Origin of the sequence: Adhaeribacter terrigena, from assembly GCF_016623615.1 — a bacterium.
GTDB lineage: Bacteria > Bacteroidota > Bacteroidia > Cytophagales > Hymenobacteraceae > Adhaeribacter_A > Adhaeribacter_A terrigena.
Genome location: NZ_JAEHFX010000002.1, coordinates 511,515 through 527,179, shown reverse-complemented (window position 1 = coordinate 527,179; position 15,665 = coordinate 511,515). Strand labels below are relative to the sequence as shown.

General features: G+C 47.5%; 16 protein-coding genes. 3 read left to right on the top strand and 13 right to left on the bottom strand.

Annotated features, from left to right (window positions below; translation table 11 throughout):
* Positions 1–50: 50 nt before the first annotated feature.
* From I5M27_RS06335 to I5M27_RS18780, 6 genes are all read right to left on the bottom strand, one after another.
* Positions 51–1,121 (bottom strand): asparaginase, encoded by a 1,071-nt coding sequence (locus tag I5M27_RS06335; RefSeq protein ID WP_200505338.1) that lies wholly within the window; start codon positions 1,119–1,121, stop codon positions 51–53.
* Between the two features lie 194 nt (positions 1,122–1,315).
* Complete coding sequence (locus I5M27_RS06330) at positions 1,316–2,086, bottom strand: TatD family hydrolase (protein WP_200505337.1); 771 nt, start codon at positions 2,084–2,086, stop codon at positions 1,316–1,318.
* 121 nt (positions 2,087–2,207) lie between these two features.
* Entirely contained in the window at positions 2,208–3,305 is a 1,098-nt protein-coding gene (locus tag I5M27_RS06325; protein WP_200505336.1) for a glycosyltransferase, read from the bottom strand.
* Entirely contained in the window at positions 3,305–3,934 is a 630-nt protein-coding gene (locus tag I5M27_RS06320) for a polysaccharide deacetylase family protein (protein ID WP_200505335.1), read from the bottom strand. The genes I5M27_RS06325 and I5M27_RS06320 overlap by 1 nt, the downstream gene beginning before the upstream one ends.
* Positions 3,934–5,076, bottom strand: a complete 1,143-nt coding sequence (locus I5M27_RS06315; protein ID WP_200505334.1) for a glycosyltransferase family 4 protein — start codon at positions 5,074–5,076, stop codon at positions 3,934–3,936. Before I5M27_RS06315 ends, I5M27_RS06320 begins: the two co-directional genes overlap by 1 nt.
* 12 nt (positions 5,077–5,088) lie before the next feature.
* Positions 5,089–6,492 (bottom strand): oligosaccharide flippase family protein, encoded by a 1,404-nt coding sequence (locus tag I5M27_RS18780; RefSeq protein WP_317193561.1) that lies wholly within the window; start codon positions 6,490–6,492, stop codon positions 5,089–5,091.
* 172 nt (positions 6,493–6,664) lie between these two features.
* On the opposite strand from I5M27_RS18780, the gene I5M27_RS06305 reads away from it, so the two are divergent.
* Together I5M27_RS06305 and I5M27_RS06300 are read left to right on the top strand one after the other, a co-directional pair.
* Positions 6,665–7,759: a GumC domain-containing protein gene (locus I5M27_RS06305; RefSeq protein ID WP_200505332.1), complete on the top strand. Its 1,095-nt coding sequence runs from the start codon at positions 6,665–6,667 to the stop codon at positions 7,757–7,759.
* 2 nt (positions 7,760–7,761) lie between these two features.
* On the top strand, positions 7,762–9,228 hold the full coding sequence (locus I5M27_RS06300; protein WP_200505331.1) for an O-antigen ligase family protein: 1,467 nt from the start codon (positions 7,762–7,764) through the stop codon (positions 9,226–9,228).
* Between the two features lie 72 nt (positions 9,229–9,300).
* Here the strand turns inward: I5M27_RS06300 and I5M27_RS06295 are convergent, their stop codons facing one another.
* From I5M27_RS06295 to I5M27_RS06270, 6 genes are all read right to left on the bottom strand, one after another.
* Positions 9,301–9,732 carry an energy transducer TonB gene (locus tag I5M27_RS06295; protein WP_200505330.1) on the bottom strand — a complete coding sequence of 144 codons (432 nt, stop codon included), beginning with the start codon at positions 9,730–9,732 and terminating at the stop codon, positions 9,301–9,303.
* Positions 9,733–9,795: 63 nt separating this feature from the next.
* Positions 9,796–11,007 (bottom strand): PP2C family protein-serine/threonine phosphatase, encoded by a 1,212-nt coding sequence (locus I5M27_RS06290; RefSeq protein ID WP_317193558.1) that lies wholly within the window; start codon positions 11,005–11,007, stop codon positions 9,796–9,798.
* Positions 11,008–11,011: 4 nt separating this feature from the next.
* Positions 11,012–12,193, bottom strand: a complete 1,182-nt coding sequence (locus tag I5M27_RS06285; protein WP_234462415.1) for an ABC transporter permease — start codon at positions 12,191–12,193, stop codon at positions 11,012–11,014.
* A complete protein-coding gene (locus tag I5M27_RS06280; RefSeq protein WP_200505328.1) occupies positions 12,194–12,451 on the bottom strand; it encodes a MarR family transcriptional regulator in 258 nt (85 codons plus the stop codon).
* Positions 12,432–13,577: a glycosyltransferase gene (locus I5M27_RS06275; protein ID WP_200505327.1), complete on the bottom strand. Its 1,146-nt coding sequence runs from the start codon at positions 13,575–13,577 to the stop codon at positions 12,432–12,434. The genes I5M27_RS06280 and I5M27_RS06275 overlap by 20 nt, the downstream gene beginning before the upstream one ends.
* Positions 13,574–14,542: a lysylphosphatidylglycerol synthase transmembrane domain-containing protein gene (locus I5M27_RS06270; protein ID WP_200505326.1), complete on the bottom strand. Its 969-nt coding sequence runs from the start codon at positions 14,540–14,542 to the stop codon at positions 13,574–13,576. Before I5M27_RS06270 ends, I5M27_RS06275 begins: the two co-directional genes overlap by 4 nt.
* Positions 14,543–14,568: 26 nt before the next feature.
* Between I5M27_RS06270 and ruvC the strand changes: the two genes are divergently transcribed.
* A complete protein-coding gene (ruvC, locus tag I5M27_RS06265) occupies positions 14,569–15,144 on the top strand; it encodes a crossover junction endodeoxyribonuclease RuvC (RefSeq protein ID WP_200505325.1) in 576 nt (191 codons plus the stop codon).
* Between the two features lie 127 nt (positions 15,145–15,271).
* Here the strand turns inward: ruvC and I5M27_RS06260 are convergent, their stop codons facing one another.
* Positions 15,272–15,664, bottom strand: coding sequence for an HIT family protein (locus tag I5M27_RS06260; RefSeq protein ID WP_200505324.1), 393 nt, complete (start codon positions 15,662–15,664; stop codon positions 15,272–15,274).
* Position 15,665 lies beyond the last annotated feature (1 nt).

The window sequence follows — 15,665 nt, the reverse complement described above, 5'->3', positions numbered from 1 at the left end:
AAAATTCCGGCGTTGCAAGTTTTTCAGCTTAAAAGTATAGCGTTTTTTACTTATAAAGTAATTTCGCCGCGCAGGTTCCCCCGCAATATTTTCTTACTTTCTTCCAACGACAGGTCTTGCCCCAGCACAAACATCAGTTTGGTTATGGCCGCTTCGGTTGTCATGTCAGCACCGCCAATTACGCCCATTTCTTCCAGATAACGGCTGGTTTCGTAAAGTCCTTGGTTCACATTTCCTTCATCACACTGGCTTACATTCAGAATGATCAGGCCATTATTAATGGCTTCGCGGAGCAGCTTTAAAAACCAGTCTGTGGTTGGAGCATTACCCGCGCCGTACGTTTCCAGTACCAGGCCACGCAGGCCCTGGCTGCTCAGCACCGAACGCACTACCATTTCCGAAATTCCGGGAAAAAGCTTGAGAATGGCTACCCGGTTATCGAGTTTGCGATGGACTTTAAGCGGTTTTTCCGGGTTGGGCAGAATATGCCGCTGCTCAAATTCCAGTTCAATGCCGGCTTCAGCCAGCGGCGGGTAATTCCCTGATTTAAAAGCATCGAAATGACTGCTTTCTACTTTCTTGGTACGGTTGCCGCGCAGCAAAACGTTATCGAAATAAATAGCCACTTCCGGTACGTGCGTACTGCCTTCTGCCCCACCCTTAGCTGCGATTTCAAGTGCCGAGATCAGGTTAAAACGGGCATCGTTGCGCACTTTGCCAATCGGAACCTGCGCACCGGTCAGAATTACAGGTTTGGCTAGGTTTTCGAGCAAATAACTCAGTGCTGAAGCTGTGTAAGACATGGTATCGGTGCCGTGCAGAATTACAAATCCATCGTAAAAATGGTAATGTTCCTCTATAATATGCGCCAGGTCAAGCCAGTGTTCAATGGAAATATTGGATGAGTCTATTGGCTCGTTCAGCGACAAAACAGTGAGCAACACGTTGATTTGCTGCAATTCGGGTACCCGGTGCAGGATCTGGTCGAAGTTGAACGGAATAAGATGCTTACCCGAAATATCGTAAACCATGCCCAGCGTGCCGCCCGTGTAAATCAACAAAACGGAAGCCTCCGGATGCAGCGGCGCGGCAGTGTGCACATCTAATTTGGTATAATTCATTTTGAGTTTTTTGCCGTTTTTTTATAGCGTTCTTTCGCAATAAGAACTTTCTGAAAGCAAATTTTAAATTGAATAAAACCTGGCGAAAATGAGAAGCAATAGGGTAACCTGGTTTTAATTAGTTGCCATAAATTTCAGAAGCAGTTTTTCTCCCGAAAACAGTACCGTTTTTTGCTTGACGCCCGATCAGAAATTTATTTTAAACCGAACAGTTTCTTTGCATTAGCGGTAGTCACTTCGGCCAGTTCTTCCACGGAAATATTTTTAAGTTGCGCTACTTTTTCAGCTACCAGTTTTACATAAGCGGGTTCGTTGCGTTTACCGCGATGTGGCACGGGGGCCAGGTACGGACAATCGGTTTCCAGCACTATTTTCTCCAGGGGAATTTCCGGGAGAACTTTATCGAAGCCGCCGTTTTTAAAGGTGGCAACGCCGCCAATGCCCAGGTAAAAACTCAGATCGATGGCTTTCTTGGCTTCTTCGGCCGTGCCGGAAAAGCAATGGAAAATGCCGGTCAAGTTTTCGTGCTGGTTGCGGGCAATGATTTCGTAGGTTTCGGAGAAAGAATCGCGGGTGTGCAGAATTAAGGGCAGCCTGAATTTAACGGCCCAATCTACCTGAACCTGAAGCGCTTCCTGCTGCTGCGCCAGAAACGTTTTATCCCAATACAGATCAATGCCGGCTTCGCCGATGCCTATAAAATTGCGCTGGTTCAGCCAGGCTTCTATACGGTATAATTCCTGCTGAAAATCCTTTTTTACCGAACACGGATGCAGCCCCATCATGGCCAGGCACAACTCCGGATGCTGCGCTTCGGTTTCAAGCATCGCATCGATGGAAGTATGGTCGATATTGGGCATCAGGATCCTGGTTACGCCTTCCTCCTGCGCGCGGCGCAGGGTTTCGCGCTGATCGGTTTTAAAATCGGCGGCGTAAATATGCGCGTGGGTATCTATTAAATTCATCTTTAAAAAAAGCGGCTTGTTTGTTTAACCAGATTAGCCCATTATATTTAACATAATTACCCGACTTGAACCCTTAAAAACGCTATGGTTTTTGGCATTAAAAGTCAGGTTGCAAATTTGGTTAATATTTCCGGCCTTTCCAGTTTACTTTACCCGGTAAAAAATAAAATGCCAGCATAGAAACGGTGATCACAAGCTGATACCCTTCAAAAAGCACCAGATCTTTGAACGAGGTACGTTGCTTCAGCTTCTGGAGGCTAACCAGAATAAAAATGCTTTGGAACAGCCATTTCAGCAACAGCAAACCCAGCGCAACTGCAGCCGGCACCCGCCAGAAAAGCGGAATGAGGAACACATAAAACGAGGCATACAAAATAAGCACCAGCTTCATAATAAGCGGCAGATAAATAATGCCCTGCATCCAGCGTTTGCGTTGGTGCAGCAACGTTCTCCAATTACCGGGCGGAAGTGTTTCGGCCAGCACGGCGGGTTCATAGAGGTTTTTAAAGCCGAAACCGCGTTTCAGAACTTCCCGGAAAAGCGCGATATCTTCGGTAACGGAGAACTTAATACATTCATAACCGCCCGTGCTTTCGTAAGCCTGCCGCGTTACGAGCATGTTATTACCCATGGTAGAAACCGGTAGATTCAGATCGGAAACCACCTGGATCAAACCAAGTGAATTAAGCCAGTCGAGGCGTTGCATGCGTTCGGCAAACTGCTGGCCGCAAACGGCAGTAATGCCAGTTACTATGCCCGCGCCGCTTTTCTGCGCTGCAAGCATCGCGTTTACCCAGCCCGGCGGCACAGCCACGTCGGCATCGGTAATAAAAAAATATCCGGTGGTAGCCCGTTTCGTTAAATGAGCCAGCACGTTGGCTTTGCCATGGGCCTGACCCAGTTTTCCGGTTATGGAAATGAGTTTGAAATTCGGTTTGCCGGCAATGTAAGCAGCCACCACGTTATGGGTCTGATCGGTAGAAGCATCATCGCCGATAAGTACTTCTATTAGTTCCGCCGGATAATCCAGTTTTTCGATGGCCTGAAGACAGCGGATGATGGTGTGTTCTTCGTTACGGGCTGCGATCAGAATGCTTACCGGCACTTTCCCGGCGGTTTTACCTACCGTTTCGGGCGCTTTTTTCCGGAAAACCCACAGGCCCAGCACGAGCGCAAAAACGCTGAAGTACGCGATGAAAAAGATGACCGAAACAACCATTACAATGCATCAAACAGGTAGCCCTGTTGGTGGAAAAACTCGAGGTAGCGCGGCAGCACGAATTCCAGGTTGCGGCGCGCTTTCAGACTATCATGAAAAACGACAATGGAGCCGGGGCGGGTAAGTTCCAGGCTTTTGGCCAGGCATATTTCGGGCTGCAAAGCCGGGTCGTAATCGCAGGTGAGCAGATCCCACATAATAATGCGGAAGTGCGGCTGCAATACGTTGATCTTACTCAAGGAAATTTGCCCGTAGGGCGGCCGGAAAAGCGGTTTTTCCGTTTCGGAAATAAACGGTTCTAAAACGGCAGCGCACTTTTCTATGTTTTCCAGATACGGTTTGGTGGAGGTTTTCCAGGCTTTTAAATGGTTGAAAGTATGGTTGCCCAGGCGATGGCCCTGGATTAAAATGCGGGCGGCAATTTCGGGATGTTTCGCCACATTATCGCCGACGCAGAAAAACGTGCCTTTGGCTTTATATTTCGCGAGCTGATCCAGCACAAAATCGGTTACCTCCGGAATTGGCCCGTCATCGAAGGTCAGATAGATAACTTTTTCCTGTGCATTTTTCCGCCATTCGAGCTGCGGCAAAAGGGTCCGGACGAAATCTGGTAAGCGAAAAAGTTGCATCAGGCCAGTTTAGAAGCAGATTGAACGGCTTTGGTCAGTGATTCGCAAAGTTTTTCAGCGCTCTTATCCCAGGAAAAACGCTGCAGATTTTTCCGGCCCAGATATGCCAAAGAAATGCGCAATCCCTGGTCTTTCCAGATATCCTGCATGGCACCCGCAATTTCATTTACGTTAAACGGATCTACCAGCAAAGCAGCATCGCCGGCTACTTCGGGCATGGAACTCACGTTGGAAGCAATTACCGGGCACTCGCATTTCTGGGCTTCCACGATCGGAATGCCAAATCCTTCCAGCGTAGGAACATAAACATTGGCCAGCGCAGTACCATAAAGCAAACGCAGGTCTTCGTCGCTTACGCGGCCGGTGCAGATCACATCGTCCTGAAATTCGAGTTGTCTGAACGTTTCTGAAATTTCGCCCGCCTTCCAGGCTTTGCGGCCCACAATTAAAAGCTTGGCTTCGCAACGGGTTTGTTTTTTAAATTTATCGAAGGCCTTATACAGGTTTACCAGGTTTTTGCGCGGATGCAAAGCTCCCACGAATATAAAAAAGGGCTGGCCCTTGCTGAACTTCTGTTTTGTGGCTTCTTGTTCCGCTTCCGTTGCCGGCTGAAAATTATCGCTGGCATCGTTGTAAACCACGTCTATTTTTCCGGCAGGCACGCCGTACGTTTTAATCAGATCCTGCTTGGTAAATTCAGAAACGGCCACGATCCTTTCCGAAGCTTTTGCAAATTTCGGCGTAAAATGCTGCAGATATTTCCGGACTAACAGCCCCAGGTCTTTCGGATAATGCTCAAAAGCCAGGTCGTGGATCACGGTTACGCACGGAACATCGGTGGAAAGCGTGGTCAGACCATCGGTAGAAAGAAAAACGTCGGGTTGTATTTTTTTAAGCGCTCGGGCCACACTAAATTCAAACCAGATATAGAACAGGAACGGATGCCGGGCCGGCGGGGAAAGTACAATGGGTATTACGTTCGGTCCAAAAACGAATTGCTTGTCAAAAGGCCGGTCGAATAAAAAATAGAATTCGTGTTCAGGATGGTTTGCTACCATCCGGCGGAGTGTTTCTAAAGTAAATTTCCCGATGCCTTCCAGTCGGCCGGCAAGCAAAAAGCGGGTGTTTACAGCTATTTTCAAGAGCAGGTGAGATTAAGGTCTACGGTTTTTTAGTTGCCGTATTTGAGCTAAACTAATAATCTGCAGTATAAAAACCAAAACTAAAAAGGCGGCTCCTGCCATAATTGTATTCAGCCACCACAAACCGGAGAGTAGATCTAATCCAAAAAACAGCCAGCCAAGCAATACAGCCAGCAAAACCAGTTTTAAAAGCAGCGCATAAGGCAGTTTTATTTTCACCATGCGCCCCACCATCATAAAATACCCTACAGATACGAAAACTGCACAAAAAAGGGTGTTCCAGGCAGCGGCTAAAGAACCAAATTCCGGAATAAAAATAAAATTGAGGGTCAGGTTTAAAATAATACTGGCCGCTACCAGCTTGCTGACTGGTTTTTCAAAATTACTTGAAGTTAAAAGCGTACTGTAAATGGCAAAAAAACCGTGTACCAGCACGTTCAGAAATAAGATCTGCAGGTTTTGTACCATGGCGGCAATTTCGGCCGCAGTACTGTTGCTGAACTGAAAAAAGAAAAGCTCGCCGTAAAAAAATGAAAAAACGCAGATAAAAATAATGGGCAAACTCACCACCACCTGCCCGAAATGCAAAAGTTTCTCCTGCTCATTTTTATCCTGCACAGTTAAGGCGAATTTGGCAAAGAAAATGGGCAGAATGGTCCACAAATACATCATTACGGCATCTACCCAGCGGTAAGGTCCGGCATATAAACCCGCCTCTTTCGCCGACGAAAGCCGTTCCAGCATCACAATATCCACGCGTTCGTTAATGCCATAAACCAGCGTAATCAGGGCAAACGGCAAACTATCGCGCAGCAATTCTTTTAAGTGCGCGCGGTTCAGTTTTATGCGCAGCCGACCATATAATTTGGTGATCAGATAGTAAAGCGCTATAAAAGCCAGCCCGGTTGCCAGCGTGCGCGCGTACACAAAATTCTCCAGCGAAAGGCCGATCGGTAAAAGCGCAAGCACAAAAAACACCAACAGAAACTTATCGGCTACTGATCCTACCGCATCTACGTTAAAATTCTGGTTGCCCTGCAGCGTAGCCCGGAAAAACAAAATGAACTGCGAAAGGCCGAAGGTAAACGCTATGAAAAACAGCAGATAAAGTGCGTGCGCATCGTAACCCAAAACAAACCCGAGCCCCGTCATGAGTATCGGAAACAAGAGCGCCAGCAGGATCTTTACGGGAAAAACGGTAGGGAAATAGGCTTCAAAATAGCTTTTGTCGGCAGCAATTTTTTTGGTGGCCAGCTGGCTGATTCCCAGGTCAGAAAGCACGGCTCCGATGGTTGCCAGTGAGAACAAGGCGCTGAACAAACCAAAAGCTTCGTGGCCGATCCGGTTCTGCACCAGATTTTCTACCACAATGCCGATGGGTTTTACCAGCAGGTTCAGCAGCAAGATAAAACTGATATTTCCGAGTAGCTTTTTAATAAACGGTAGGGTTTTGCGCCTGCAAAGTAACGCAATAAATAGGCAAGGTGCAGCAAATATTCCTAATTTTCGGGTTCCTTAGCTTTAGGAAAGTTTGAGTTTTTTGGCTAATTTTGAAGGAATATTCTTTACCATGAGCGTTACGCAAACTATGTCTGAACGTCCGAAAAATCTCCTCGGATTGGTGCCTGTTCTGAATCGTTGGAAATATCCTATCCTGGTGCTGAGCATCATTGCTATGCTGGGCAGCGCCGGCATTTCCCTGCTACTTACCAACGAATACCAGTCTACAACAATCATTTACCCGGCCAATATCCTGAGCGTAGATCCGGACCGCATTCTGCAGGGCGAAAAAATTGAAGTTACCGGCTCTTCCGTAGAACTGGACCGCTTAACGACCATTGCCACTTCCGAGCAACTGGCCTATTTCATGATCTACAAGTATAAACTTTACCTCGATTACGGGTATCAGGACATGGAAAGCGACATCAATAAATTTGGCGCCATGAACATGTGGTACACCAACCTCGATGTGCGCCCCAACGACCGCGACGCTCTGGAGATCAGCTTCATCAGCCACGACAAATACAAAGCTGCCGCCATTGCCAACGACATTGCCGCCCGCATCGATGTGCTGAACCAGGAACTTCCGCTTGAGAACCGCAAGCGCGTAATGGAGATTTACAAAGATCAGTATAACTATTATTCCAAAGCCTATTTAAACCTGCGCGACAGCCTGAACGAAGTACGGAAAAATTACGGTATTTACGGCCTGGCCGACGAAGGCTACCATTTAAGTAAAAGCGTGATCGAAACCCAGACCGAACTGGCCCAGGCCAAAGGCGAGCTGGAAGTGATGCAGCAAAGCGGCGGCAGCACGACTGCCCTGAAAGCCCGGATTAACGGCCTGGAAAAAGCACTCGCTACGCTTACCAGTTCCGGCAGCGTGTATAATTTAAATAAATATGCCGCCGGCCTGAAAGCTACCAAAGACCTCGATTCCATTCAGTCGAATATGCTTTCGCGCTACATCAAAGCCAAAGCCAATTTCGACAACGCTAAAATTGCGCTGAACGGCAAAATCTCTACCATAAACGTGGTGCAGAAAGCCGAGGCGGCCAATCGCAAGATCAAACCCATCCGCTGGCTCATCGTGGCGGGTTCTACCATTGTAACGTTCCTGTTATCGGTAATTTTCGTTTCGCTTTACGAATTATACAAACGCGAAAACTACCGCTTTGAATAATAATGAAGTTTTTAAAAGCACATCTGCCGCTTCCCGAAAAAGTTACCGAACAACTCATTTTCTGGGGTTTTGGTAGCCTGATCGTTGGCGCGGTTTGCTGGGGCGTTTATAAAAACACGTCGGTATGGCTGGGTATACCGGCCGGCATTCTGCTGCTGCTTCTGCTTTTAACCAATTACCGCGCGCTTTACTACCTGCTAATTTTCAGCCTGCCATTCTCCATGGAGTTCTTTTTGCCGGTGGGCGGGCTGCGCATGGATCTTCCGGCTGAGCCGCTCATGCTCCTGCTTACGGGCTGTTTCATGGCCTCGCTGCTCATCGGTTTCAAACCCGACAAACGTTTCCTGTCGCATCCGCTCGTAGTGCTTATCGGGGCCACTTATTTGTGGGCACTCATGGTTACGCCTTTTTCGGTAGACGGGGTAAAATCGGTAAAATATCTGCTGGCTAAAGTTTGGTACATTGTGCCTTTTTTGCTGCTAACCGGCTCCATTATCCGCGATGTAAAAGATATCAAACGCATTCTGTGGTTTTTCCTGGTTCCCCTGATCGGGCTGATCCTTTTTTCGCTCTTCAAACACGCGCTTAAAGGTTTTGCCTTTCATGCGGTGCACCGCTCGGTTACGCCGTTTTTTATGAACCACGTAATTTATGCCACGGTAGTCGCGTTTTTCATTCCTTACGTTTTTACGTTAATGCAGGGCCGCAAAGGCTGGGTGAAGTTTTTCCTGATCTGTTGCCTGCTAATTATGGTGGTGGGCGTGGGTTTTTCCTACACGCGGGCTTCGTGGCTTTCGCTGCCCATTGCCGGGCTGTATTTTCTGGCCATCCGGTTTAAGCTTACCAAGCTGATGGTAGCCGGCGCATACCTCGGAGCAGCTTTCGCGATGTATTTTTTCCTGAACAACGAAAACTACCTGAACTACGCCCCTAAATTCGAGAAAACCGTTTTCAACCGCGATAATTTCGGAAAGCACTTACAGGCCACGTATAAACTCGAAGATGTTTCGGGCATGGAACGGGTTTACCGCTGGGTAGCCGCCTTACACATGGTAGCCGAAAAACCTTTTACCGGCACCGGACCAAGCACCTTTTACCCGGAATATAAGCGCTACACCGTAAAACGTTTCCGGACCTACGTAAGCGATAACCCCGAAAAATCTACCGTACACAATTACTTTTTACTGCAGCTCGCTGAGCAGGGAATTATTGGATTATTACTTTTCCTGACCCTGATCGGGTATATTCTTATTCTGCCGCAAACGCTCTACCACCGCACCAAAGATCCGGAAACGCGGGCCGTAATTGTGGGGGCTGCCTTGTGCCTGATCATTATTATTTTCCACCTCACCCTGAACGAACTCTTGGAAGTAGATAAGATCGGTTCGTTCTATTTCATTTCCCTCGCCTTCCTGATCAAACTCGACATCTGGACAAAGGCTGAAAAACAATCTGAAGCGTTAAATTAAATTTTTGAAGATTAAGTTTAAGCAGTTTCAGCTTAAAAAGGCTATGCTTTTCTGCTGAAAAACTGTTTGCTTTTACTGCAATTGAAACGTTAAAGGCAAGGTATAACGGGTATTAACTGCCCGGCCATTTTGCTTGCCCGGTTGCCATAGGGGCATGATTTCGACTATACGAAGCGCTTCCTTATCAATACTTGGAGAAACGCTTCGCACAATTTCAGGATTGGTTAACTTCCCCTCCTTCGTAACCACGAATTGCACGATAACCCGGCCTTCTTCGCCATTATCCCGGGCTTCCTGCGGATAAAGCATGTGTTTGTTCACAAACCTTATCATTTCATTTTCGCCACCGGGGAAGCGCGGCATTTCTTCCACCATCACATACACTTCATCACTGGCCGGAACTTCCGTTTTAGAATTCCCGGAAACTGCCGGCGCACTTTTTTGGGAGCAGGCAGAAACGAATACAGCTGCAAATACAGCAAAGCAAACAACGCTTGATTTCATTGAATTTCATTGAATTTCGAAAGAAAAACGGTATGGTTTAAGCAACAAAAAGTCTGATTTGGTTTACTTGAACCGGCAGCTCAGCAAGGTAATATCATCGTCGAAACCGGCCGCATCGTTATAGATCCGGATATCTTCCAATAGTTCGCGGTGCAGCACCTGCAGATTCATGTAGCGGGATTGTTGCAGGAATTTAATGGTGTTTTCCAGCCCGTATTCATCTTCATCCTTATTAAAAACTTCCGTTAAGCCATCCGTGTAGCAAAGCAGCATGGATTTATGCGGGATCAGCACTTTGGTAACCGACATGAACGGCAGTTCTTCAAAAATACCCAGCATGGTGCAGCCTTCGTTCAATAAATGGCAGGTGTTGTTTTCGTGCAGCAGAACGGGGGCATTGTGGCCGGCATTTACGTAGTGCAGCTCGCGGGTTTTGCGGTTATAAATGGCAAAGAAACTGGTAATGAATTTCTCGGCGATCGCGTTCCGGTAGATCAGGTAATTCAGTTCCGAAACCACCGTTTCCAGGTCGGACGTCTGGCGCAGAATGGTCCGCAAACCGGCCTGGAAATTACTCATCAGCAACGAAGCCGGCACGCCTTTTCCACTCACGTCGGCCACGCAAACCAGGAACTGATCATCGTCAATTTTAATGTAATCGTAATAATCGCCGCCAATGGTAGAATGCGGAATATAGCTGGCAAAAACGGCTACGTCTTTATCGTTCGGCAAACTTTTCGGGAACAGCATGGCCTGCACTTCGCGGGCAATGCGGATTTCGTTACGCATGGCTTCCTGCGATAACCGTTGCCGGGTCATTTTCCGGTTTTCCATTGCCACGATCAGGATATTACTCAGCGTCTGAATAAACGACAAAGCCCCCAGGTTGGAATAATACGGGTGAATATTTCCGATGAGCACGAAAGCCAGCACTTTTCCGTCCTGAATTACCGGAATGGCCACGTCGAAATCGCGCCAGCGTTTATCCAGGTTCAGGTTATTGAGCTTGGTGATTTCGCGCAGGTTGCGAATCTCCTCTGGAAATTCCTGTTTCACATAATCAGTGGCCGTACCAAAGCAAACTTTGCACTCCCAGGCTTCGTCCTGCACAAAAAGCGTAAGCCGGTTAATTTTTAACTGGGCCAGTAAGGTGAAATGGTAGATTTTGTATAGCGCCTTTTCGGGCAGGTTGCTGTTAATTGCCTGCGTAATTTCGAGCAGCGCGGCCAGTTCCAATTCCTTCAGATTTAGCTCCTGCTGTATATTCCTTTCCACGGTCTCAGGCATTGGTAACGATAATTTTAGGGTCATAAGCGTCGCGCAGCCCGTTTCCGAGCAAATTAAAAGCCAGCACCAGCAAACTTATGCATAAGCTGGGCAGGATAACCAAAAACAAACTGTTCCGGGAGCCGATCAGCTGGAAACCTTCGTTCACCATCATGCCCCACGAAGGTGCCGGTGGCTGAACTCCCAGACCCAGAAAACTCAAACCCGCTTCCATTAAAATAGCCGAAGCGAAATTAGCGGTAGCTGTAACTATCAGCGGTCCGAGTAAATTAGGCAGCAAATGCTTTAAAATAATGCGGATCTCAGGTAGGCCCGCAACTTTTGCTGCCTCAATATACGTTTTTTCTTTCAAACTTAAAACCTGCCCGCGCACCACTCTGGCCACATCTACCCACATGGTTAAGCCTACCGCAACAAAAGAAACCCACACGCTTTTGCTTCCCAGGGCCAGGCTTATAGCAATAACCAGCATAATGCCCGGCACGCTCCAAACCACCGTCATCACAAACATAATGGCTTTATCTACCCAACCGCCGGCGTAACCCGCCAAAGCGCCGGCCAGCAACCCAATGGTCACCGAGATTAGCACCGCCAGAAACCCGATCCCCAACGAAATGCGGGTGCCCAGCAACAAACGGCTCAGCACATCGCGGCCGGCTTTGTCTGTCCCCAGCCAATAGGTGCGGTTTTCGATGTTGGATTCTTCAATTTGCTGCACCAGGTCTTTATTTTCAAGAACTGTTGAAGCCGGCAATAGTTTTTGTAAGGGGAAACGCATTTCGGCGGTATCTAAGCCCGCGCCGGAACGGTAGGGTTCTGCCACTAAAAAGTCACGTTCAATTTTATAATTATCTATCGGAATACTTTCGTAAGCAGTGGGAGCCCCAAAGAGCCACTTTTCAACAAAGCTGGTTTCTTCCGGTTTATCGGCCTTGGGAACGCGCAGTATTTTTACGGTAAAACCGGCCGGTTTCTTTTGCAGCGCCACAATGCCGTCGTTTGCATTCGGCGTAGCATCCGGCAAAAGCAAATAACCCGAAAACGCTATGAAAAACGCGATCAAAACTAAGGTTAAGCCCAGCATGGCCGGCCCGTTCTGCAACAGCCGCTGCCGGATATAATACCCCGGCGAATGATAAACCGGCGTTTGAATTACTTGTGTGTTGGGAGCCATTTAGCGGGAATTATGCGCCAGCAAACCAGCTTTGGTAGCCAGAAAGAAATACGAAGCACAATTGGCAGCAAACGTTTCCGGAGCAAACTCAACTTCTGTGTCGGGGTCAGGGAAAAAACATTTTACGTAGCCTTGCGAAACCAAAGCCTGCAAATGCGTGCAAAGCGTTCCCGCATCAATATCCAGCATCTGGCTTAGGGCTTTAAAAGAAGTTACAAAATATAATTCGTCCAGAATATCAGCTTCCGTTTCCGTCATCGTTTTTCAGGGTTCGTCCTTTCCAGCGGTAGGTTCCGGCTAAACCGGCCAGGGCAGTTAACACCACATAGGGCATATACACCAGCTGTAAGGGTAAGATATAAATTAAATATTTGGTTCTGCGGAAAAACTTCAAAATCAGCCCTAAAAATACAAAATCGACCGTGGTTTTCAGCAAAAAAAACGAGCAGAAAATATTTCCTTCCAAACGATCTGTTAACCAGAAAATTAATGCTACCGGCAAAATAAAATTCACCCCGAAAACCAGCAAAGCCAGCACTTGCGCCGCCGGATTTTTGTAATATTTCCATTTACTGGCCCAGCGAATGCGTTGCGCCATAAACTGCGATACTGTTTCACAGGCGGCCGTATAAACCGTAGCCGCATTTGCTTTCAGAAATTTTACTTTCCCCGGAAAAGCCGCCTGCATTTTATGCATCAGAAACTCATCGTCGCCGGAAGGGATTTTTTCGTTACCCGCATAGCCGTTTACCGCGTAAAATGCTGCTTTTTCGTACGCCAGGTTTGCGCCATTGCACATATTGGGTTTGCCCAAACCCATAGAAGCCGCGCCGCTGCCAATTAAAGAAGCAAACTCCACCACCTGCATATTCTGAAAGAGGGAATCTTCCGCCGTTAAACAAACCGGACCGCTTATAAATTTAGCGCCTTCCGAAACGTATTGATATTCCAGCAATGTAAGCCAAACAGGTTGCACCCGGCAATCGCCATCGGTTTGTACGATCAGTTCGCCCTTAGCGTGTTCCAGCCCAAAGGCAATTGCACTTTTTTTGCCTTCACCCCTACCCTTTTCCAGCCGCAACAATTGTAAGTCCATTTCGGAACCAGCCATAAAAGTCCTGACAATTTCTGCCGTCCCGTCATCCGAATGATCATCAATAATAATTACTTCGAAGTGCGTTTTCGGAAAGCGTTGCGCGGCCAGATCCCGAAGTAAATGCCCGATATTCTCCGCTTCATTCCGCACAGCAATTAACAATGAGATCCGGGTCTGCGGTTTGTAATTTTCCGGAATTTCAGGCGCAGAATAACGCAGCCAACCTATTATGGCCGCCAGAATAAAAACGCTATAGCCAAGCACCAGAAAAGTCAGCACCGCGATCATTCCGTACCTTTCTTAAACTTCAACCGCGCCACAAAGATCAAACCGATTGCACTTGGCACCACAATGTTCAGGAACCACAAACTCAGGCTCGCGCTCAACACATTCAGTTCCGGCTCGCCAAACAGACTAAAAAAATGCATCGCCGAAACTTCGCGCATGCCAATATCGGTCAGCGCGCTGAAACTCGGCACAATCGATTTTAAAAGAAACGTACTGCTGATGCCACTTACATATTTCAAAATCGAAAGCTGCACGCCAAAGGCATTGAGCAACAACCCGAACTGCAAGCCGAAAACCGCATATCTTGACGCAGCCAGCAAAAGCGTGTAACCCAGCTCAGCAAAATTATAACGCGCCAGCACCCGTAAATAAGGCAAAAATCGGCGCGCCGGCGGAAAAGTAGCCAGCATGGCCAGAATTAATGTGGATCGGAAGAAAAACAGCAGGCAAAAAGCATTTCCTGCCAGCAAAAATAACCCGACGCTTACTTTTGCCCAGGGAAATTCGGGCCAGTAAAAATGCCAGAACAGGTAAAAACCTCCCACGCTTCCGGCTAAAACGGTTACGACCAACTGCGCAAAACGGCCTAAAAAAATAGCCCCAATGGCATGGATCCGCCGGCGGCTACGCAATTCCAGGATCCGGCCGGCGTAATCACCTACCCGGTTCGGGGTAATAAAACCCAGCGTTAACCCCACCATTACCGAACGGAACGCTCTTAAAAAAGAAACCGTTTCTATTTTACGGGCCAGGTACCACCATTTCCAGGCTTCCAGGCCCCAGTTTACCGGAATTAACATTGCCGCCATAAAAACCAGCAACCGTAACCGCGCGTTGTCGTGCTCCTGCAAAAGCGCGAACCAATCGGTGCGGCCTTGCACGGCGCGGTACAAATAAAAGCTGGTCAGCCCGAAAACCAGAAGTTTAAGTGCCAGCCAGCCTTTATTTTTTAAAACTACAGTCAATTTTTGTTTGTAATTTTGCAAACCTTATGATCAAAACGCTCCCCCTAGTTCCTTCCGAAAAAATTATCCTGGGTATAGACCCTGGAACCAACATTATGGGCTATGCCCTGCTCGTGGTAAAAGGCTCTAAAATGCAGGTTCTTAAATACGATGTCATCAATTTAAAAAGCCTGACGAACCACGCCGTAAAACTAAAAAAGATCTTCGACCGCACCCAGGAACTCATCACCGAATATTTACCCGATGAAATGGCTATCGAAGCCCCTTTCTACGGAACCAACGTGCAATCGATGCTGAAGCTCGGCCGGGCCCAGGGAGTAGCTATTGCCGCTGCTTTATCCCGCGATATTCCTTACGTAGAGTATGCGCCAAAAAAAGTAAAACAATCCATTACCGGCAACGGGAACGCTTCTAAAGAACAGGTAGCCCAGATGTTGCTGCAGATCTTTAAAATTGCCGAAATGCCCAAGCTTTTCGATGCGACCGATGCGTTAGCCGTAGCCCTTTGCCACCATTACCAGCGCGGTAATAACAGCCAGGCCGGAACCAAATCCTGGAAAAGTTTCCTTACCGATAACCCAAGCCGCATTTCTTCTAAATAAATATACCGGCTTTAATCCGGAAATTCCCGCTAAATAACCCTTACTTTTTAAAGCCAAAACCCTAGCGTTTTCAACTGGTAATTCCGGTAAAAACGCTAGGGTTTTGGCTTTAAAAAGTGCTTAAAATTTAAATTTCCTGCCGGATCTTCTCCGCAATTACTTCAAATTCTTCAGGCTTCAGTTTTAATTTCGGGTTGCTGAAATTCATATCGTGCATCTGATTGATCGGAATCAGGTGAATATGCGCATGCGGCACTTCAAACCCGATCACGCAAACACCTACCCGCTTGCAGTTCATAGCTGGTTTAATAGCCTGGGCTACTTTATAAGCAAATTTCTGCAGATCGGCATACAGGTCAGCATCCAGATCGAACAAATAATCTGTTTCCTGCTTTGGTATTACCAGTGTATGGCCTTCCGTTAGGGGATTTATATCCAGAAAAGCCAGAAAACGGTCGTCTTCCGCCACTTTATAAGCAGGAATGGTGCCGTCCACAATTTTCGAGAAAATAGAAGCCATA